This window comes from Thioalkalivibrio sp. ALE20, from assembly GCF_000381405.1.
Classification (GTDB): Bacteria; Pseudomonadota; Gammaproteobacteria; order Ectothiorhodospirales; family Ectothiorhodospiraceae; genus Thioalkalivibrio.
Genome location: NZ_KB906476.1, coordinates 63,405 through 82,009 on the forward strand (window position 1 = coordinate 63,405; position 18,605 = coordinate 82,009).

The 18,605-nt window shown below is 65.2% G+C and carries 19 protein-coding genes; 3 read left to right on the forward strand and 16 right to left on the reverse strand.

Translation table 11 applies throughout. The features are described from left to right. Positions 1-12 precede the first annotated feature (12 nt). The 4 genes from F790_RS0109755 to F790_RS0109770 are packed head-to-tail and all read right to left on the reverse strand — an operon-like array spanning position 13 to position 4,243. Positions 13-846 (reverse strand): ABC transporter ATP-binding protein, encoded by an 834-nt coding sequence (locus tag F790_RS0109755; RefSeq protein WP_029681248.1) that lies wholly within the window; start codon positions 844-846, stop codon positions 13-15. After that, entirely contained in the window at positions 843-1,775 is a 933-nt protein-coding gene (locus tag F790_RS0109760) for an ABC transporter permease (RefSeq protein WP_019591541.1), read from the reverse strand. Before F790_RS0109760 ends, F790_RS0109755 begins: the two co-directional genes overlap by 4 nt. Then, positions 1,765-2,982: a DUF1116 domain-containing protein gene (locus tag F790_RS0109765; protein WP_019591542.1), complete on the reverse strand. Its 1,218-nt coding sequence runs from the start codon at positions 2,980-2,982 to the stop codon at positions 1,765-1,767. Before F790_RS0109765 ends, F790_RS0109760 begins: the two co-directional genes overlap by 11 nt. 13 nt (positions 2,983-2,995) lie before the next feature. Further along, the gene (locus F790_RS0109770) at positions 2,996-4,243 is read right to left on the reverse strand and encodes an NAD(P)/FAD-dependent oxidoreductase (RefSeq protein WP_019591543.1); all 1,248 of its coding nucleotides are present in this window, start codon (positions 4,241-4,243) and stop codon (positions 2,996-2,998) included. Positions 4,244-4,597: 354 nt separating this feature from the next. On the opposite strand from F790_RS0109770, the gene F790_RS13835 reads away from it, so the two are divergent. Beyond that, positions 4,598-5,215 (forward strand): TetR/AcrR family transcriptional regulator, encoded by a 618-nt coding sequence (locus F790_RS13835; protein ID WP_083938872.1) that lies wholly within the window; start codon positions 4,598-4,600, stop codon positions 5,213-5,215. Between the two features lie 7 nt (positions 5,216-5,222). Here the strand turns inward: F790_RS13835 and F790_RS0109780 are convergent, their stop codons facing one another. The 5 genes from F790_RS0109780 to folB all read right to left on the reverse strand — a co-directional run bounded on the left by F790_RS0109780 (position 5,223) and on the right by folB (position 9,767). Then, positions 5,223-6,182 carry an ABC transporter substrate-binding protein gene (locus tag F790_RS0109780; RefSeq protein WP_232199263.1) on the reverse strand — a complete coding sequence of 320 codons (960 nt, stop codon included), beginning with the start codon at positions 6,180-6,182 and terminating at the stop codon, positions 5,223-5,225. Positions 6,183-6,671: 489 nt separating this feature from the next. Next, positions 6,672-7,922 (reverse strand): ammonium transporter, encoded by a 1,251-nt coding sequence (locus tag F790_RS0109785; RefSeq protein WP_019589967.1) that lies wholly within the window; start codon positions 7,920-7,922, stop codon positions 6,672-6,674. A 39-nt stretch (positions 7,923-7,961) separates the two neighbouring features. Next, entirely contained in the window at positions 7,962-8,300 is a 339-nt protein-coding gene (gene glnK, locus F790_RS0109790) for a P-II family nitrogen regulator (RefSeq protein WP_018869196.1), read from the reverse strand. A gap of 73 nt (positions 8,301-8,373) precedes the next feature. After that, positions 8,374-9,096, reverse strand: coding sequence for a TorF family putative porin (locus F790_RS0109795; protein WP_019591546.1), 723 nt, complete (start codon positions 9,094-9,096; stop codon positions 8,374-8,376). Between the two features lie 308 nt (positions 9,097-9,404). Next, the gene (folB, locus tag F790_RS0109800) at positions 9,405-9,767 is read right to left on the reverse strand and encodes a dihydroneopterin aldolase (protein WP_018869194.1); all 363 of its coding nucleotides are present in this window, start codon (positions 9,765-9,767) and stop codon (positions 9,405-9,407) included. Between the two features lie 144 nt (positions 9,768-9,911). Between folB and F790_RS0109805 the strand changes: the two genes are divergently transcribed. Further along, a complete protein-coding gene (locus F790_RS0109805) occupies positions 9,912-10,907 on the forward strand; it encodes an amidoligase family protein (protein ID WP_019591547.1) in 996 nt (331 codons plus the stop codon). 16 nt (positions 10,908-10,923) lie between these two features. Then, positions 10,924-11,712, forward strand: coding sequence for a gamma-glutamyl-gamma-aminobutyrate hydrolase family protein (locus F790_RS0109810; RefSeq protein WP_019589964.1), 789 nt, complete (start codon positions 10,924-10,926; stop codon positions 11,710-11,712). Here F790_RS0109810 and msrA read toward each other — a convergent pair. From msrA to trkA, 7 genes are read right to left on the reverse strand one after another with little or no spacing between them, the layout of a single operon-like run. Further along, positions 11,694-12,335, reverse strand: a complete 642-nt coding sequence (gene msrA / locus F790_RS0109815) for a peptide-methionine (S)-S-oxide reductase MsrA (RefSeq protein ID WP_019591548.1) — start codon at positions 12,333-12,335, stop codon at positions 11,694-11,696. The two genes, F790_RS0109810 and msrA, sit on opposite strands and share 19 nt — an antisense overlap. Continuing rightward, entirely contained in the window at positions 12,335-13,522 is a 1,188-nt protein-coding gene (locus tag F790_RS0109820) for a PQQ-dependent sugar dehydrogenase (protein ID WP_019591549.1), read from the reverse strand. Before F790_RS0109820 ends, msrA begins: the two co-directional genes overlap by 1 nt. A 27-nt stretch (positions 13,523-13,549) precedes the next feature. Then, the gene (locus F790_RS0109825; protein WP_019591550.1) at positions 13,550-14,422 is read right to left on the reverse strand and encodes a DNA-formamidopyrimidine glycosylase family protein; all 873 of its coding nucleotides are present in this window, start codon (positions 14,420-14,422) and stop codon (positions 13,550-13,552) included. A 3-nt stretch (positions 14,423-14,425) separates the two neighbouring features. Then, a complete protein-coding gene (locus tag F790_RS0109830) occupies positions 14,426-15,385 on the reverse strand; it encodes a lysophospholipid acyltransferase family protein (protein WP_019591551.1) in 960 nt (319 codons plus the stop codon). Then, a complete protein-coding gene (locus F790_RS0109835; RefSeq protein ID WP_019591552.1) occupies positions 15,382-15,726 on the reverse strand; it encodes a tetratricopeptide repeat protein in 345 nt (114 codons plus the stop codon). Before F790_RS0109835 ends, F790_RS0109830 begins: the two co-directional genes overlap by 4 nt. Positions 15,727-15,759: 33 nt before the next feature. Beyond that, a complete protein-coding gene (locus F790_RS0109840) occupies positions 15,760-17,214 on the reverse strand; it encodes a TrkH family potassium uptake protein (protein ID WP_019591553.1) in 1,455 nt (484 codons plus the stop codon). Between the two features lie 10 nt (positions 17,215-17,224). Further along, positions 17,225-18,604: a Trk system potassium transporter TrkA gene (gene trkA / locus F790_RS0109845; protein ID WP_019021661.1), complete on the reverse strand. Its 1,380-nt coding sequence runs from the start codon at positions 18,602-18,604 to the stop codon at positions 17,225-17,227. Position 18,605 lies beyond the last annotated feature (1 nt).

An 18,605-nucleotide genomic window follows, 5' to 3' on the forward strand; every position in this document is an offset into this window, starting at 1 on the left:
GGTCAACCTCTTTCAGTTTTTGCTGCCGCCGGCCGCACCCAGGATCTCTCGTTCCTCGGCGGTAAATTCTCCCCTTGTAACCTCGCGCTCCAGGTGATTCTCCAGTTGTGCGTGCAACTCCCGCATGCCGTCATCGAAGGGGTCTCTTGGACGCGGAAGATCAACGTCGATGATGTCCGAAACACGCCCGGGCGAACCCGTCACAAGAACAATCCGGTCGGCGAGCGCGAGCGCTTCATCCAGGCTGTGCGTCACCATCACGACCGAACACCCGGTTTCTTCCCACGTCATGAGGAGGTACTGGTGCATGAGCTTCTTGGTCTGGTGATCGAGGGCTGCGAACGGCTCATCCAGAAGCAGCAGCCGAGGACTCAGGGCGAAGGCACGCACCAGCGCAACCCGCTGTTTCATCCCACCGGAAAGCTGCATGGGGTATTTTTGGATGCAGCCCCCCAGGCCGACGGCGCCCAGAAGCGCCTTTGCCCGTTTTCGTGCCTCGGCAGGGCGGCAACCCTGGTTGCGCAGGGCGAATGCGACGTTCCCCTGGGCCGAAAGCCACGGAAAAAGGTTGTAGCTTTGAAACAGGAGCGCGGTCTTCGGAGTGGGACCCAGGGCCTGTCGACCATTCGCAAACACATAGCCTTCGTCGGGCGAGGACAGGCCCGCCGCCATCCCCAGAAGGGTGCTTTTTCCGCAGCCACTGGGTCCGATGACGACGGTAAAACTTCCTCGAGGGACACGGAAGTTCACATTCTCAATGGCAGGCTGGCCATCGAATTTCTTCGTCACATCCTCGAAGATCACTTCGGCATCCTGAGCTGGAACGTTGCGCGCATGATCATTCATTGCTGGGACCCCCACCATGCAGCCTTTTTCTTCAACAGAACCAGGGCTCGATCGATCGCGAAGCCAAGGAATCCGATCGTAATGATGCCTACCATGACAAGCTTCATGTTATACATCTGCTGCCCCAGCATGATGAGATAGCCAAGGCCGGAATCGATGCCCGCCATCTCTCCGGCCAGGACCGCCATCCATGCGGCAAAAAAACTCAATCGGGCAGTCTCGATGAGAGTCGGGGCGGCCGACGGCAGAATGACATGCGTCCACAGACGCACCCCCCGGGTCCCCAGATTGCGGGCGACCATCAGATATTCCTGCGGGGTATTTTCGATCGCGGTCACGACCGAGATGGTCATCGAACCGATAATGGCCATGAAAACCACGAATATGGCCGCCGGACCGCCAATACCGACAATGGCTATTGCAAAAGGAATCCATGCAACCGGCGAGATGGGGGCGATGGTCTGCACGATGGGCAGGACCAGATTCCGGAATGGTCGAACCAGGGAAATCATGACCCCGATAACAATGGCCACGGTGACCCCAAGGACAAAACCGAGGGCAATACGACCCAGGGTGTCCAGGACGGCACCACCGTACGTCAGTTGCTGCGTACCAATACCGGCAGGAGCAGGGCCCGATAAAAGGTACGGGATCGTTTCGCTGGGCGGCGGCAGGATGCGGCCGTGCACCCAGTGGAAATGGACCGCCACTTCCCAGAGAACGCCAATCAGAAACCAGGCCAGCAGAAACCAGACAACCGTTGACACGGTTCCGCGCAGGTCACGCCAACGCAACGCAAGCCAGGTACCGAGCGAGTGGCCCGACGGCCGGGAACCATCGCCTTGAGCGAGGGACCCCGCGTCCGAGGGCTCTGTGGCGGAAGCGGGGACTGGCTGAGAATGGGAGTCGACATCGGGACTATGGCGCATCAGTAATCTCCTGCAGGGTTTGCACGGCCCGCGAAAAACAGGCAACCGGCGCCCGTACGCGACCAATGCCAATCCAGCCGGTCACGCCGTCGCGGTGGGCGATACCGGTATGGATCAGGAGGCCGGCATGCGAGCGGGCAACTTCCCGCGCGTCGAGCCCAAGGCCATAGTCCCGTGCGTCGGGGACATCCGGCGGCGCAAACCACGGATTTGCGGCGAGAAACCAGGAACGCTGGACAACGGCATCACGGTCGGCCTGATCCTGCGCGGCACCCAGCTTGCGATTGAGCGCCGGGGCCGAGAACGCCGCACCTCCGCCCAGGCCGATCGTCTCCATGATCGCGCTGTCTCCGAGGTCGGGCTGGCAGTCGTCCGGCGTGAACTCCCCGAACAACTGGCCGCGAGGCAGATTGGACGGGGCGCAGAACCAGCGGTCCCCGGTACCCGCGAGCTGGATGCCACATTCATCGCCGTTGCGTGCAACGGCCACGACGATCGAACTGCCGGAGACACCTCTGGCCGTATCCAGAGCGAGTTTGGCCGCACCCATCGCGTAGTTGAGGCAGTGCTGGGGGTTTTCGCCAAGCCACGCCGCGACATCCGGCGGCAAACCCTCCAGTGCGTCGATGAAGGCCCGCGTGAAGGCTTCGTTCCTTTGGTGGATGTCATCGCCCTGGCGCAGTCCCTGCGAAACCAGCGGCCAAACGGGCAATCCTCCTTTGGGGAGGGCAGCCGCGATCGCCGGAGCAATCCTTTGCTCGAGTTCCGCGAGGTGGCCAACTACGCTGGAGCCCCAGACGCCAAAACGAAGACCCTGGCGTCCGCCCTCCGCGAAGGTGGCAAAGGCCGTCTCCGAGCCAGCGCCGTTGCGCACCTCCATCACGGGTTGAGAGGGTCGGACCACGCCGGCCATGGGAGACACGGTGCCCAGCTCATGATTCGGCGTAAGCCGGATCGAACCTTCCAGAATCAGGCGGCGCCCTTCTTCATGGTTGGTGGCCCAGCTTTCCAGGACCGCCGCGCCCGCGAGTGCGGAAAGCACAACCGGCGGAATCCGTGACGGATCGCGGAACGGAGGCCCGGCATGCCCCAACTGTCGCTCGCCCATGCCGAGGGCCTCTCCAGCGACACGGATCCCGCTCAGGTTCGGTTCGCACGACCGGATCCTGTCCAGCGCCTCCTGGTTGGCCGCATCGACGCTGCTCATGGAGCCGGAAAGATCAGGCGGTCTTGCGGAGATCATCTTGGCTCTCGATCGGTGTCAGGACGTCCTCGACACTGGTACCCGTAGTGGCCTCCATTCCGGGGATATTCGGAATGACGTCCTCCCACGGGCGCGACCGACGAGACCAGACGTCGAACAGTCGGCGCGCGGTATCCGGGTCATGCACCAGGGCCTTGAACATGAGTTCCATGGAGGCATGCGTTGGCACCTCGGCCAGATGCTTGCTGAACGCATACAGCTCCCGGGACGCTTCGTGTCGCCACTGCGGGTACTCATCCCGATAGGTACCGCTGCAGATCATCGGTGCGAGGGCCTCGGCGGCATGCAGGGCATCACCAATGCCCTGCGCGGTCGCCGGATGCTTGAAGTGCGCGGCGTCGCCGGTGAGCGCCCAGCCAGCACCGGTGGACCGGCGGTAGAAACCTTCCAGACGGGTGGTGCCCTTTACCTGACTGACCTTTTCGGCCCGCGAAAGCCTGCCCCACAAAGCAGGCACGGATTCCAGTTTGGATAGATAGAACTCTTCCAGATTCTTGATGGACTTCCGTTCACTCTTGGGCCCGTTGATCGAGACCACATGGTGATCGTTGTCGGAAGGGAAGTGAGTGACGATCCAGGGCGGCTCAAAGAAGAAATCCTGCGTATTGCGAACGTCGGCATTCTTCCAGTAAGCAAAGTACTGCATCGTCTCGCTGGGCATGACGGAGTATTTCTCTGCTCCGAGAAGCCGGGCGATCGACGAGTTGGCACCGTCCGCTCCCACCACCACATCGGCGGTCAGACTGAATTCCCCCTCCGGGCCGGAAGCGGTGACACCACGAACCGGATCCGTGTCGGTCGCTTCACCAATCAGGCCCGTGACCTGACACCCCTCGAAGACCTCGGCTCCATCAGACCGGGCCTGATCCACCAGGATCGAATCGAGGGTGATCCGCCGCACACAGATCGCCCAGTCACGCCCTGCAATAGGCGTGTGGGGGGCGACCACCATCTGTCCGTCATAATGCCAGGCGGTATACAGGGGGGGCGGACCATTCTCCAGCACCCGGTCGAGGACCCCGAGTTCGTCCATCCGCTTCAGCGTATTGGGATAGACAACATGGGTCGAAAGCGTGTCCGACGGGAACGTCGTGCGATCGAGCACGGCCACTTTCTGACCCGCGCGCGCAAGCTGTATGGCCAGGGAGCTGCCCGCCACACGCGCCCCCACGATGATGGTGTCGTAATGCTTGGGTTCCGGCATGTCCGTCTCCTTCATTGCTTCCTCGCCTGGCAAAGACCGGCTCACCGGGCGATGAGCTTGTATCGTGAATAATAAAGAGACCGGTCTTTCTACTGGCTACTGATGCAGAGAGCATGCCAACTCTTTACAAACCGCAGAATCAGAACCTTAAGAAACGCACAACGGGTTACCCGATACCCCGAGGCCCCATAGGCGGGCCCCATCAGCGAGCAGTTGCACCCCGATGTGGCATTGACGGGAGCCCATTCCGAACCGGGCGCCGGGGTCGCTGCGCTGCCTCGGAAAAGCGGCAAGCCCGCGTGATGATCGCGTGTTACGATCGCGCTCAGGCTCAGCCATCGGGGTGCACACGACATGGGGCGTCGACCGCGAGATGAAGATCCCAGGGAAATTCTGCTCGACACGGCAACAAGGCTGTTCTGCCGCGACGGCGTCAATTGCACCGGACTCAACCGACTACTCGCCGAAGCCGGGGTCGCGCGAAAGACGCTTTATGAACAATTCGGCTCCAAACAGAATCTCCTCAAGGAGGTTCTGGAGCGGGATGGCCATCGCTGGATGGAATGGTTCGAGAGCCGGCTGGATGCTTTGCCGGGAACCGGGGCAGATCGTGTCGCAGGTGTGTTTGACATCCTGGAGGACTGGTTCCTCAACGAGGAATTCTATGGATGTCCTTTCGTGAACACGGTTGCGGAACATGACAAACGGGCCGACGAATACCGCAGGATGGCGCTGAATCATCGCGATTCGATCAGGCGGGCCATTATCCGGCTATTGCGTGACGAAGGGTTTCCGCGGCCCGAGGAACTTGGCGAACAGCTGACCATCCTCGTCGATGGCGCAACCGTTACAGCCATGGTTTCCCGGACAGCGAGTGCTGCCCGGGAAACCAGGGCCATCGCGGAAGTCCTGCTCCGGTCACACCAACCGGTCCGGCAAACATGCGGCGCCGAACATCACGGCACCGCATGATCCACAGTCAAGCGGTCTCGCTCGGACTCAGACGCAAATCGATCACCTCGTCCGCGATGTTCGAATCGAAATATCCGAGTTCGATCAGGTAGTCGACGCCCTGGCGGATCCCATCCGCGGATTCCTGCGACATTACCGGTGCCGGCGGCTGACGCTTCAGGGCGACTTCCAGCACCTCGCGTGACGCGCTGAACAGAGGCTCCAGGTCGTCCAGCGCCGACTCGAAGTCGGAATGGAACTGTTCCCCTGCCTCCTTGAGGACCTCCATGTAGCGCCTCGCCACCTCCGGGCGCTCTTCCATGAAATCCGCAGTGGCATTAATCACGCAATCCGCCGCATCCGGGCCCCAGACATCGTTGCTGGTGGCGATGTATTTGCCGCCCGACTCCTTGACCACGGTCTCGGCGTAGGGCTGTGCAAGGGTACAGACATCGACGTTGCCGTTGATCAGGGCCTCGCCCATCCCCGGCATGCCGTTAAAGAACGTCATCTCGTAGTCACTGTATGAAAGCCCGTTCTGCGACATCGTCCCGTAGGCAACCAGCTCCAGTGTGTCCAGCCGCAACGTACCGACCCGCAGCCCCTGGCCCGCCGCTTCGACGAACTCCTCCACGGACGTCACCGAGCCTTCGCGTGCCACCAGCTCGATCCCGGAGATGCCGCTACCGCCAATAATCCGCAGGCCATCATTGCCCTCGGCATAATCCGCCATGGACGCTGTCCATGGGTTGTGGGCCACATCCACTCCCCCGACGCCGAGCGCCCGGAGATTCTCCATGGGTCCGTTGAACTGGGTAATGTCCACGGCCAGCCCGGCCTCCTTGAAGAGCCCCCGTTGCGCGGCCAGGAGCAGGTGAGAAATACACCCCGCGGGCAGGTGCCCCGCCTTCACCAGTTCATCCGCAACCCCGGCCCTGGCACTTCCGGTGGTCGCTAGCAATGCCATGCCGGCCGAGGAAAGACTCAACGCACCACAGGCACATCCCGTTCGAAGGAACTTACGGCGATCGGGGCTGAATGCCGTATTCGCGGCGTCCGCGCGACCGGGCGAAACGAGGTTTGCAAGCTTCTTGAATTTCATTGGCTCTATCTCCGCTGACCATCACCACAAAGAGACTGATTTGTCTCGCATGTAACTGGCCTGCAAACGGAGTGCCAGAAATAATCTTTCCGCAATTTCAATTGGTTATTAAGAAAACCCCAAACAAGGAAGATCAACACTGGTGCGAATTGCCCCGCCACTGATCGTATTCGCACTCGCAACGAACAGGCACCCTCCGATCGGCAGGTCTGCGGGATCGGCGTTCATCGCCCCAAAAAAGAGGGCGCCGCGAGGGCGCCCTGAAGGCCAACTTCCGGGTCCTGGGAGAGACCGTGCTGTCGGCGTCGGAGGAGACAAGTTGCGGGGCCGGCCTCCCGGCCCCGTCCAGCCTGCGTACAGGCTATGGGTTTCGCGTTACTTGTTCGTGAACTCGGGGTAGGCCTCGAGGCCGCACTCGGTCACGTCGGCACCGATCTCTTCTTCCTCTTCACCCAGGCGGATGCCCATGGCCATTTTGAGGACGAACCACACCAGTAGGCTGGCGAGGAAGACGAAGACGAAGATCGCCGCCAGACCCGCGATCTGCGCCACGAAGGTCGCATCCGGGTTGGACAGCAGCACCGCGAGGACACCCCAGATGCCGGCTGTGCCGTGGGCCGAGATCGCACCCACCGGGTCATCGATCTTGACCTTGTCCAGGGCGACGATGGAGAACACCACGATCACGCCACCCACGGCGCCGATGAAGGTCGCCAGCAGCGGGCTGGGCATCAGCGGTTCGGCGGTGATGGACACCAGGCCGGCGACCGCGCCGTTCAGGGCCATGGTCAGATCGGCCTTGCCGAACATCAGACGGGTGGTGATCAGCGCGGCAATCACGCCCCCGGCCGCGGCCAGGTTGGTGTTGGTGAACACGGCCGCCACGGCGTTCGCGGATTCAACGTCGGACACCTTGAGCTCGGAACCGCCGTTGAAGCCGAACCAGCCCAGCCAGAGGATCAGCACGCCCAGCGTCGCCAGCGGCATGCTGGAGCCCGGGATCGCGTTGATCTGGCCGTCCTTGCCGTACTTGCCCTTGCGCGCCCCCAGCAGCAGGACGCCCGCCAGCGCGGCCACGGCACCGGTGAAGTGGACGATGCCCGAACCGGCGTAGTCGAGATAGCCGATCTGGTCCAGCATGCCGCCGCCCCAGCTCCAGAAGCCCTGGATCGGGTAGATCACGCCGGTGAGGACCACGGCGAAGGCGAGGAAGGCCCACAGCTTCATGCGTTCGGCAACCGCCCCGGAAACAATCGACATCGCGGTGGCCACGAACACCACCTGGAAGAAGAAGTCCGCGCGGTCGGAGTAGTAGATGTCGCCACCGCTGCCCAGCACCTCGGACACGGCGTTGTCACCGGTAATAAAGAAGCCCAGGCCCGGGATCAACGAGGTGAGCCCGTCGCTGTACATGATGTTGTAGCCGATCAGCATGTACATGACCGAGGCGATGGAATAAAGGGAGATGTTCTTGGTGAGGATTTCGGCCACGCTCTTGGTCCGCACCATGCCGGCCTCGAGCATGGTAAAGCCCGCGGCCATCCACATGACCAGTGCGCCGGCCATCAGGAAGTAAAAGGTGTCAAGGGCGTAGGCGACCTCGACGACTTGCTGTTCGATATCCATTGTCGGATTACCTCATTCAGTAGGACCGAGGAAGGGCGCTCAGAGCGCCTCGGTTCCGGTTTCACCCGTGCGGATCCGCAGGACCTGCTCGACCGGCGAGACAAAGATCTTTCCGTCCCCGATCTTGCCGGTGCTCGCGGCCTTCGAAACGGCTTCGATCACCTGGTCGACCAGGCTGTCATCCACCGCAACCTCCAGCTTGACCTTGGGCAGAAAGTCCACGACGTATTCAGCACCGCGGTACAGTTCGGTGTGGCCACGCTGACGACCGAAACCCTTGACTTCGGTCATGGTGATGCCCTGCACACCGATCTCGGACATCGCCTCGCGCACATCATCAAGCTTGAACGGCTTGATCACGGCAGTAATCATCTTCATGTCAGACTCCTCTCCGGCGAGCCGCTGCCCGGGGGCAACGACCCGCAACGATGTTTTGCTTCCGGTTCAACGATCAGAAGGATTTCGACCAGCCCACCCAGGCGCGCATGTCTTCGTCATCGACATCGGCGTAGGCCAGGTTCAGGCTGAATTCGCCGAATTCGCCGGCATCACGGGCGAGACTGGCGGAGTAGTGGGTGTAGTCGTCGGCATCGCTGTCGTCGAAGGTCTGGCGACCAACCATGAAGCCGGCGCTGTAGACCTCGGCGAACGGCACATCCAGGCCGCCGTAGAAATAGACGTCGTCGCTTTCCAGAAGCGACTCGGAGGCGCTGTCGGTCACCACCCACTGAACACCGCCGTAAAAACCGATCATGTCCATGTCATAACTGACTGACCCGACCAGTTCGCCGAAATCGTAAGAGACGGAATCCCCCTCGAACTCGGCATCGGGGTAGGCGTAATACACGTAACCCACGTCGTACCCGAAGCCGTTGTCAAAGGAATCGGCAAACCCACCGTAAAGATCGAGCTCGTAGGTCGTGCCGTCGTCTTCCCCGAAATCCACGTTGGAAGCCCAGGTCCCCAGGTAAAACCCGGAGGTATGCTCCCAGTCAAAACCACCCTGGATAGCGGCGCCGCCATCGGTTTCGGAAAAGCCCCGCAGTTCATAATCGGACACGATCGAGATATTGGCCGACACCTCGGCGGCCGCGCTGGAAGTAAAGACGACACCCCCGGTGGACCCGACGGCCAGGATCGCGGTGGCGACGGCGGAATAGGCGAATTTCTTCATTGATTGACTCCCTCTGCGTGTTTTCTGGATGTCGCTGCTTGTCGACACCCGTTCCTTGCAGGGGGCGTGCCAGAAACGTGAAACGGGGCAAAATCCGGTTTTATGCAACGCTGTTGCGGGCAAACCACGGGTGATTGCCACGAACGGGTGCAATCACAAAGTGCAGACGCACCAAAAGAGGGCAATACGAGCCGGGGACGCCACCGGAAAGGGCGCCGCGCGGGAAGGAGCAGTGCGGGAAATCTGTGCGGGAAACAGGAGCAGGAAGCGCGGAAGCGTCCTGGCGGTCGGTCGGGGCCTGCTCGGTCTCAGTCGGTGGCGAGCGAGCCGCGTTCGATGGTGATGCCCACCTCGCGCACCCCGGCCACCGCGCCCGGTTTGCCCAGGGTAATGCGCAGCCACGGCGAACCGAACTGCGCCATCAAAGTCTCGGCGATCTCCTCGGCGAGGGATTCGAGCAGGATGTGGGGTTCGCGGGTCACGATGGCCCGCACCGCGTTGGCCACGGCCTCGTAGTCAACCGTGTCTTCGATCTCGCCGGAGTGGGCGGCCACGCGAGTGTCCGCCGCCAGCTCGATGTCGAAGCGCAGCGGGCGCTGCATGCGCTGTTCCCAGTCGTAGACGCCGACCACGGCGGGGATTTCGAGATCGCGCAGATAGATACGGTCCATGCGGGACACCGGGGACACAGGGTTGCGGAGGGGCTTATCGTACTGCCTGCCCCCGCCCGCGTACACCGGGGCGTGCGATGGTGGCGCAACGCGCTACCATGCCCGAACAGTCCGACCGAACAGCGTCGCCAGGAGAGCCGCCGCATGTCCACCACTTCGTTTCAGCCACTGCCGTGGACCCGGACCCCCGAGGGGGCCCTGCGCCGGGTCGGCGTGGAAATCGAGATGGCGGGCGTCTCGCTGGAGACGATGGCCCGCGCCATCATCGACGAATTCGGCGGGCACATCGAGGCCGAGCATGCCTTCGTGCTGCATGTCCGCGACAGCGACGCGGGGGATTTCCAGCTGGAGCTGGATGCCCGCGTACTCAAGGACCGCGGCTATCGCGAGCACCTGGCCCGCCTGGGGGTCGACCTGGAAGACCGCGACCAGGAAGCACTGGAGGCCTGGCTGGCCGATGCCGCCGGGCGCCTGGTCCCGCACGAGATCGTCGCGCCACCCCTGGAACCTGCGCAGCTGCCCCGACTGGACCGGGTGCGTGCCGCACTGCAACAGGAAGGCGCGCTGGGGACCGAGCGCTCGCTGCTGTACGCGTTCGGGCTGCAGCTGAACATCGAGATCCACAGCCGCGAGCCCGAATGGCTGCTGGCCGTACTGCGGGCCTTCGTGCTCATGTACGAGATCCTCGCGCAGGCGGGGGCCATCGACCTGTCGCGCCGCCTGTCGCCCTACATCCGGCCGTTCCCGGGCGCCTTCGTACGCTACATCCTCGATCCCGATTTCACCCCGGACCGCGCATCGCTGATCAACACCTGGCTGGCGCACAACCCCACGCGCAACCGTCCGCTGGACCTGCTCCCGGTACTGGCGGAGCTGGACCCCGAACGCGTTGCGGCGGCGCCGGTGGAACACGAACTGATCAAGCCGCGTCCCGCCCTGCATTACCGGTTGCCGGACTGCCGCATCGACGACCCGGCCTGGAGCCTGGCGCACCCGCTGAACGGCTGGTTGGAAGTGGAACAGCTGGCCGCTCATCCCGAACGTCTGGAACGGCTCGCGCGGGAGTATCTGGAGCGCCCGGGCCAGGCAGTTGGCCGCTGGACCGATGAATGGATGCAGCGACTGCGTGCCTGGTTCTGAGCGCCCGCAGCGTCCGGTGATCGCCGTCACCGGCCCGGACCGTGGCGGCACGCCCGCGTGGCTGTTCACCGCCCTGGCGGTGTGGCGGGCCGGCGGCCGTCCCCTGCGCATCCGCCCCGGGCACCCCCGCCGCAACCGCCGCATCGACGCGCTGATCGTCGGCGGCGGGGCCGACGTCGACCCCGGGCTTTATGGCGAAACCCTGCCAGGGGGCCCTGACACCACTGCCATCCGCCGGGCGGAGCAACGCCTGTCGCAGCGCCTGATCGGCTACGCCTTCTATCCCGCGCTGTGGGTGCTGCGCCGGCTGTTCCAGTCGAAGAGGTCATCGCTGGACCCGGAGCGCGACCGGCTGGAGAAATCCCTGATTCACCACGCGCTGGACGAGCACCTGCCGATCCTCGGCATCTGCCGCGGGATGCAGCTGATCAACGTGGTGCGCGGCGGCAGTCTGCATCGCGACCTGGCCGCGTTCCACGCGGAGACCCCCAACGCCCGCAGCCTCTTGCCGGTCAAACAGGTACGACTGGATCCGCACTCGCGGCTGTCCGCCATCCTTGGCGATGCACCGCTGCGCGTGAACGCCCTGCACGATCAGGCCGTCGACCGCCTTGGCCACGACCTGAAGGTTGTCGGACGCGAACCCTCGCGCGTGGTCCAGGCCATCGAGGCCGGCGGCCGTGATTTCTGCATCGGCGTGCAGTGGCACCCCGAATACCTGCCGCAGAAGGCCCGCCACCAGCGCCTGTTCCGCGCGCTGGTGGCCGCGGCCCGCGAACGGATCGCTCAGACCGGGGACGGATAGGCGACGCGCAGGCCACCCAGGCCGCAATAGCCGTCCGGAACCTTTGCCAGATACTGCTGGTGATAGTCCTCGGCGAAGTAGTACGCCTCCAGCTCGCGGATCTCGGTGGTGACCGGACCCAGCCCCGCCGCCTGCAGCGCGGCGTTGAAACGCTCGCGGCTGGCCAGCGCGGCCTCGTAATGCGCCGGGTCCAGGGTGTAGATCCCGGAGCGGTACTGGGTCCCGACATCATTGCCCTGACGCATCCCCTGGGTCGGGTCGTGTCCCTCCCAGAAGGTCCGGAACAGGGTTTCCGGTGTCACCGCACGCGGATCGAACACCACCCGCACCAGTTCGGCATGGCCGGTCCGGCCACTGCAGACCTCGCGGTAGGTCGGATTGGGGGTGTACCCGCCGCCGTAACCCACGCTGGTGGAATACACCCCGTCGAGCTGCCAGAACAGTCGCTCGGCGCCCCAGAAGCAGCCCATGCCGAAGTGGATGATCTCCATGCCATCGGGGTACGGCGGCGCCAGCGAGGTCCCCAGCACCGCATGGCGTTCCGGCACCGGCATGGCCTCGGCCCGTCCGGGCAGGGCGCGCTCGGGCTCCACCATCTGCGGCTGCATCCAGTCGCCGAACATCATTCGCTCCCGTGGTCGCCGGCCGGGCGCAGCCGCAGCAGCTCGCCGGGGTTATGGTCGGTCAGCACCCATATCGCGCCGTCGTGTACGCGCACGTCGCGCACCCGGCGGTCCAGATCGGGCAGTACCTCCACCTCGCTGACCAGCTCGCGAGCATCGAAAGTCAGACGGCGCAGGGTACGGTGGGCCAGCCCGCCCGCCAGCAGTTCGCCGTCCCAGTCGGCAAAGGCCGGATCCCGCAGGATCGCCATACCGGAAGGCGCAATCGACGGCGTCCAGTGGTGCAACGGGGAGACCATCCCCTCCTTCTCGGTGATGCCCTCGCCGATCTGGCCGCCGCCGTACTCCTCACCATGGGTGATCACCGGCCAGCCGTAGTTGTTGCCCGGCTCGATGATGTTGACCTCGTCCCCGCCCTGCGGACCGTGCTGGTTCTCCCACAGGATGCCGGTCTCGGGATCCATCACCATGCCCTGGGAGTTGCGCACGCCATACGCCCAGATCGCGTCGCGCCGGTCGGCATCATCCACGAACGGGTTGTCCGCCGGGATCGTACCGTCGTCGTGCAGACGGATGATGGTACCGATGTGGTTGGAGGGATCCTGTGCCTGATGACGGTCCCCGCGGTCACCGACGCTGATGAACACGTGAGTGTCGTCGTCGAACACGATGCGGCTGCCGAAATGGCGCCCGCCGCGCACCCCGGGTTCGGCGGTGAACAGGTTCTCGACGTCGTTCAGGGCCCCGTCCTCGAAGCGTCCACGCGCCAGACGCGTGGTCAGCCCGCCGTCCACGCTGGCCGCATAGGTGAAGTACAGCCAGCGGTTGTCGGCGAAATCCGGGTGCAGGGCCAGGTCCAGCAACCCGCCCTGATTGCGCGCCCGCAGGTCATCCGGCAGCCCCGGCACCAGTTCACCCCGACCGGAAAAATCCGGGCCGTCGTCGCCGGCCGGGAAATGCCGCAGCGCGCCCGGGCGCTCGCTGATCAGCGCGCCACCGTCGGGCAGGAACGCAATGGCCCAGGGGTGATTGAGCCCCTCGTGCAGGATCTCCACCGACAGCCCGTCGGCCGAGGCCTCCACCGTCTCGGGCGACGGGGCCGAGGCCCCGGAGCATCCCGCGACCAGAAAACTGCCGGCCAGCATCGCGACCAGGCTGCGACGCAGCACGTGAACCGGTTTCGTCATGACGTCTCTCCCCGTGGATGCCTGTTCTCATTGGTCCGGGCGAACGCCACCGGGGTTCCGGGACGACCCCGCCACGCCCTCCGGCTGGCAGACCGGACACCACCAGGTCGCACGCCCGTGCTGCCCCAGCAGGGCCCGCCGCACGACGGCGGCACAGCGCCGGCAGGCCTCGCCTTCACGCCCGTAGACGTACAGGAAGGCATCCGGCTCCGCACGCTCCCGCGTGATCCGCGGCCCCGGGCGCAGGTTGCGCCGCAACAGCCGCACCGCGTCGGCATACAGCGCCCGCAGCACGGGGTCGCTCACCCGCCCGACCGGGGTCCGCGGGTGACAGCCATGCAGAAACAGCAATTCCGATTTGTAGACGTTGCCGATCCCCGCCGCCAGCGACTGGTCGAGCAGCACGTCCGCCAGCGGACGGTCCGCAGCCGCGTCCCGGCGCACCCGCGCCACCACCGCATCAACATCCACCTCGGCGGCCAGCAGGTCCGGCCCCACCCGGGCATCCAGACGCTCGACATCCGCCGCTTCCGCTCCCACCGCGGGCATCCAGCGCCAGGCCAGTTCGCGCGGGTGGAAACACACCAGCATCCGGTCCTCGAGGGTCAGCACCGCATGGGCCTGGTGTGCCGGCTTCGACCATTCGGCGCCGCGCGCGTATTCGTGCCAGGTGCCCCACATCCCGAGGTGGGTGCGCAGCAGCCACGGCGTATCGTCAGGCCCGGTCAGCTCCATCAGCAGGTGCTTGCCGCGGGCGCGCAGCGCATCGGCCCGCATCGGGCCGTGCTCGCGCAGGGGCTCGCCGCGTGCGGCGCGGGTCGCGACCGCCTCCAGCGCCGCCCCTTCCAGGCGCGGGCGGAGCATGGCCGCCAGCCGGTGGATGGTGTCGCCCTCGGGCATGGGTCAGTAGAGCGGAGGCTCGCCCTCGGGACGCGTGCGGAACAGGCGCAGGGTCCACAGATACTGTGCCGGGGCCTGTTCCACGCCCCGTTCGATGGCAGCGTTCATGGCCCGGGCATCGGCGGCGTCGTCGCCCGAGGGGAAGTCCTCCATTGGAGGCCACAGGCGCATCACGTATTCGTCGCGGGCGAGGTCGTACCAGGCGAAACTCGGCAGCACCACTGCCCGCGACATGCGCGTCAGCCGTCCCAGAGCGGTCAGCGTGGCCTTGGGTACGCCGAAGAAATCCACGAACACCGCACCGTCGGCGCCCAGGTCCTCGTCCGGCAGGTAATAGAAGAACCGCCCGCGGCGCAGCTGGCGGATCGCCGGACGCAGCCCCTGCTCGCGGGCGAAGATGTCCCCGGAGTAGCGGGTGCGGCTGCGGTGGTTGATCCACTCCAGCACCGGATTCTTCATCGGCTTGGCGAAAGAGACCCCGTCGTACATCTGGCTCATGCGCACCCCGCCGTAATCCAGCCCCAGCGAGTGCGGGGCGAGGATGATCACCGGCGTCCCGTCGGAGCGCGCGCGCTCGTAGTGCTCCAGCCCGTCCACCCGGATGCGCGAGGCATGCTCGCCGGGCTTGCCGAACCACAGCAGGCCATAGTCCAGCACGGTCTGCGCCTGGTAGCGGTAGAAGGCGGCGAGGCGCGCCTCGCGTTCGGCCGCATCCAGCTGCGGGAAGCACAGCTCGAGGTTGCGTTCGGCGATCCGGCGGCTGCGCCCCGAGCGGCGGTACAGCAGGCGGCCGATACCCCGCGCCAGCGCCTGCACCGCCGGACGCGGGATCTGCTGCAGCACCCAGGCCAGCGCCACGCCGACCCAGGTGAGCCAGAAGCGGGGTGCGAAATGCCGCGCGGTCAGCGGCGCCCGGTAGGCACCGACGTCCGCCTCCTCCCCGGGGGCATCCTCACGGCTCATGTGTCCGCATCACCCCCGGCCTCCAGCAGGCGGCGGGCGCGCTTCGCGGAGACCTCCATTTCCTTGACCGCCTGCAGGTCGCCCTTCTCCTCGGCGATGGCCATGCCCCGCTCGCAGACCTCCAGCGCACGCCGCGGGCGCTCCAGTGCCACCAGGGTCTTTGCCAGCAGTTTCCACGCCGCGGAGTAGCCCTCGTCCAGCTCCAGCGCGCGCTCCAGGTGCTCCACCGCCGCCTCCTGCTGGCCATCGGTCACCAGGGCGTTGCCCAGCGAGAAGCGCAGCATCGCGGAGTCCTCGCCTCCGTCCAGCATGTTCTGGAAACGTTCGACCATCTGCGACATGGACGACCTCCTGTCCTTGAATTCGCTCCTACCCTAGCGCTGCCAGAACGCCGGGGACAGAAGCACCAGCACGGTGAAGATTTCCAGCCGCCCCATCAGCATGGCGAGGATCAGCACCCATTTGCTGAAGTCGTTGATGGACTGAAAGTTCGGCCCCACCTCGCCCAGGCCGGGGCCGAGGTTGTTGAGGGTGGCCGCCACCGCCGAGAACGCCGTCACCTGATCCAGGCCCGAGGCCATCACCGCCAGCATCATCACCACGAACACCATCACATAGGCCGCGAGGAAGCCCCACACCGCCTGCACCACGCGGTCCGGGGCCTCCTTGCCGTTGACCTTCACGGCGATGCGCGCATGCGGATGGATCAGGCGCTTCACCTCGCGCATGCCCTGCTTCATCAGCAGCAGCACGCGCACCACCTTGATGCCGCCACCGGTGGATCCGGTGCAGCCGCCGACGAACGACAGGAAGATCAACAGTACCGGCAGGAACCCCGGCCACAGGTAGAAGTCGTCAGTGGCGTAGCCGGTGGTGGTGCCGATGGACACCACGTGGAACGCGGCGCGGCGGAAGGCGTCCGCGCCGTCCGCCGCAAAGCCGGTCACCAGCATGTAGGCCACTACCACCGCCACCGCCGAGGCCATCAGGATCAGGTAGGTGCGCAGCTCCTCGTCGCGCCGGTAGGGCACGACCGACGCACGGTGCAGGGCGAGGAAATGCACCGCGAAGTTCATCCCGGCGATCAGCATGAAGACAATCGCCACGCCCTCGATGGCGGCGGAATCGAAGTGGCCGAGGCTGGCGTCGTAGGTGGAGAATCCGCCGATCGCCACGGTGGTGAAGGAGTGCGCGATCGCGTCGAAGACCTCCATCCCGACGACCCAGTAGGCCACCGCACAGGCCACCGTCAGGCCGAGGTAGATGTACCACAGGTTGCGCGCGGTCTCGGCGATGCGCGGGGTCAGCTTGTTGTCGCGGATGGGTCCCGGGGTCTCGGCCTTGAACAGCTGCATGCCACCCACGCCCAGCAGCGGCAGGATGGCCACCGCCAGCACGATGATGCCCATGCCGCCCATCCACTGCAGCTGCTGGCGATACCACAACAGCGCCTTCGGCATGTCGTCCAGGCCGGTCAGCACGGTGGCCCCGGTGGTGGTCAGGCCCGACATGGATTCGAACGCGGCGTCGGTGAAGCTGACGTTCAGATGCGGGTCGAGCACCATCGGCGTCGCCCCGGCCAGACCCAGCCCGAGCCAGAACATCACCACCAGGATGAACCCGTCGCGCGGCTGCAGTTCACGATGCGCGCGATACAGCGGGCCCCAGAGCATCCCGCCGATCAGCAGCAGCACGATGAACGCCTGCATGAACACGTACGCGGTGGACTCGTCGTAGATAAACCCGACGAGTGCGGGCGGCAGCATGCTCAGGCTGAACAGAGTGAGCAGGATCCCCAGCAGGCGCGCGGTGGAGGCGAGATGGAGCACGGCGGACGGCTCAGAAGAACAGCGGGCTGGGCTGGAACAGGCGCTGGACCTGCTTCACCTTGCCACGGTCGGTGAGGAACAGGATGACGTGATCCCCCGAATGGATCACCGTGTCGTGGTGCGGAATGATGACCTCGTCGTCGCGCACCACGGCACCGACACTGGCCCCCTCCGGCAGGTTGATTTCGTCGATCCGGCGGTCCACCACCTGCGAGGTGCGCGAATCGCCGCTGACTACGGTTTCAATCGCCTCGGCCGCGCCGCGGCGCAGGGTATGCACGGTGGCGGTCCCGCCCTCGCGCACCCGGGCCAGCAGGGCGCTCACCGTGGCCTGCTGCGGCGACAGCGCCACGTCGATGGTGCCGCTCTGCAGCAGATCCACGTAGCTCGGGCGGTTGATCAGCGACATCACCTTGCGCACGCCGTAGCGCTTGGCCAGCATCCCGGCGAAGATGTTGGCCTGATCGTCGTTGGTCACCGCGCAGAAGACGTCGCTGTGCTCGACGTTGATCGCCTCGAGGAAACGGTCGTCGGCGCTGTCGCCCTGCAGTACCAGCACGTTGCCGGGCAGTTCCCGGGCGAGCTGGTCCGCCCGCTCCGCATCGCGCTCGATCACCTTCACCCGGTAGCGCTTGCTCAGCGCTTCGGCCAGCCGCCGGCCGATGTTGCCGCCGCCGGCGATCATGATCCGCTTGTAGGGCTTCTCCAGCTTGCGCAGCTCGGAGGTGACGGCACGGATGTTCTTCTTCGCCGCGACGAAGAACACCTCGTCGTCGGCTTCCACCACCGTGTTGCCGTCCGGCTGGATAGAACGCTCATGGCGGAAGATCGCCGCGACCCGGGTATGGACCCCCGGCATGTCGTAGCGCAGGTTCTTCAGCTCGTGGCCCACCAGCGGCCCGCCGTAGTAGGCGCGCACCCCCACCAGCGACACCCGTCCCTCGGCGAACTCCAGCACCTGCAGCGAGCCGGGGTGCTCGATCAGGCGCTGGATATGACTGGTGACGATCGCCTCCGGCGAGATCAGCATGTCCACCGGCATCGCGTCCTGGGCGAACAGCTCCGGGGTCTCGTGATAATCGCGGGCCCGCACCCGAGCGATCTTGGTCTCGATGTTGAACAGCGTGGAGCCGACCTGACAGGCCAGCATGTTGACCTCGTCGGAGTCGGTCACCGCCACCAGCATGGACGCGTCGCGCGCCCCGGCCGCATCCAGCACCGACGGATGGGCACCGAATCCGTGGACCGTCTTGATATCGAACTGGTCTTCCAGCTCGGCCAGGCGCTCGGCGCGGTTGTCGACGACGGTGATGTCGATCCCGTCGGCACTCAGGGCCTCGGCCAGGGAATGACCGACCTGACCGGCCCCCAGGATGATGATCTGTTTCATG

Bases quoted from the DNA above. Each gene is read 5' to 3' on its own strand.
- F790_RS0109755 (WP_029681248.1), bottom strand. From the start codon at position 846: ATGAATGATCATGCGCGCAACGTTCCAGCTCAGGATGCCGAAGTGATC.
- F790_RS0109760 (WP_019591541.1), bottom strand. From the start codon at position 1,775: ATGCGCCATAGTCCCGATGTCGACTCCCATTCTCAGCCAGTCCCCGCT.
- F790_RS0109765 (WP_019591542.1), bottom strand. From the start codon at position 2,982: ATGAGCAGCGTCGATGCGGCCAACCAGGAGGCGCTGGACAGGATCCGG.
- F790_RS0109770 (WP_019591543.1), bottom strand. From the start codon at position 4,243: ATGCCGGAACCCAAGCATTACGACACCATCATCGTGGGGGCGCGTGTG.
- F790_RS13835 (WP_083938872.1), top strand. From the start codon at position 4,598: ATGGGGCGTCGACCGCGAGATGAAGATCCCAGGGAAATTCTGCTCGAC.
- F790_RS0109785 (WP_019589967.1), bottom strand. From the start codon at position 7,922: ATGGATATCGAACAGCAAGTCGTCGAGGTCGCCTACGCCCTTGACACC.
- glnK (WP_018869196.1), bottom strand. From the start codon at position 8,300: ATGAAGATGATTACTGCCGTGATCAAGCCGTTCAAGCTTGATGATGTG.
- F790_RS0109795 (WP_019591546.1), bottom strand. From the start codon at position 9,096: ATGAAGAAATTCGCCTATTCCGCCGTCGCCACCGCGATCCTGGCCGTC.
- folB (WP_018869194.1), bottom strand. From the start codon at position 9,767: ATGGACCGTATCTATCTGCGCGATCTCGAAATCCCCGCCGTGGTCGGC.
- F790_RS0109805 (WP_019591547.1), top strand. From the start codon at position 9,912: ATGTCCACCACTTCGTTTCAGCCACTGCCGTGGACCCGGACCCCCGAG.
- msrA (WP_019591548.1), bottom strand. From the start codon at position 12,335: ATGTTCGGCGACTGGATGCAGCCGCAGATGGTGGAGCCCGAGCGCGCC.
- F790_RS0109820 (WP_019591549.1), bottom strand. From the start codon at position 13,522: ATGACGAAACCGGTTCACGTGCTGCGTCGCAGCCTGGTCGCGATGCTG.
- F790_RS0109825 (WP_019591550.1), bottom strand. From the start codon at position 14,422: ATGCCCGAGGGCGACACCATCCACCGGCTGGCGGCCATGCTCCGCCCG.
- F790_RS0109830 (WP_019591551.1), bottom strand. From the start codon at position 15,385: ATGAGCCGTGAGGATGCCCCCGGGGAGGAGGCGGACGTCGGTGCCTAC.
- F790_RS0109835 (WP_019591552.1), bottom strand. From the start codon at position 15,726: ATGTCGCAGATGGTCGAACGTTTCCAGAACATGCTGGACGGAGGCGAG.
- trkA (WP_019021661.1), bottom strand. From the start codon at position 18,604: ATGAAACAGATCATCATCCTGGGGGCCGGTCAGGTCGGTCATTCCCTG.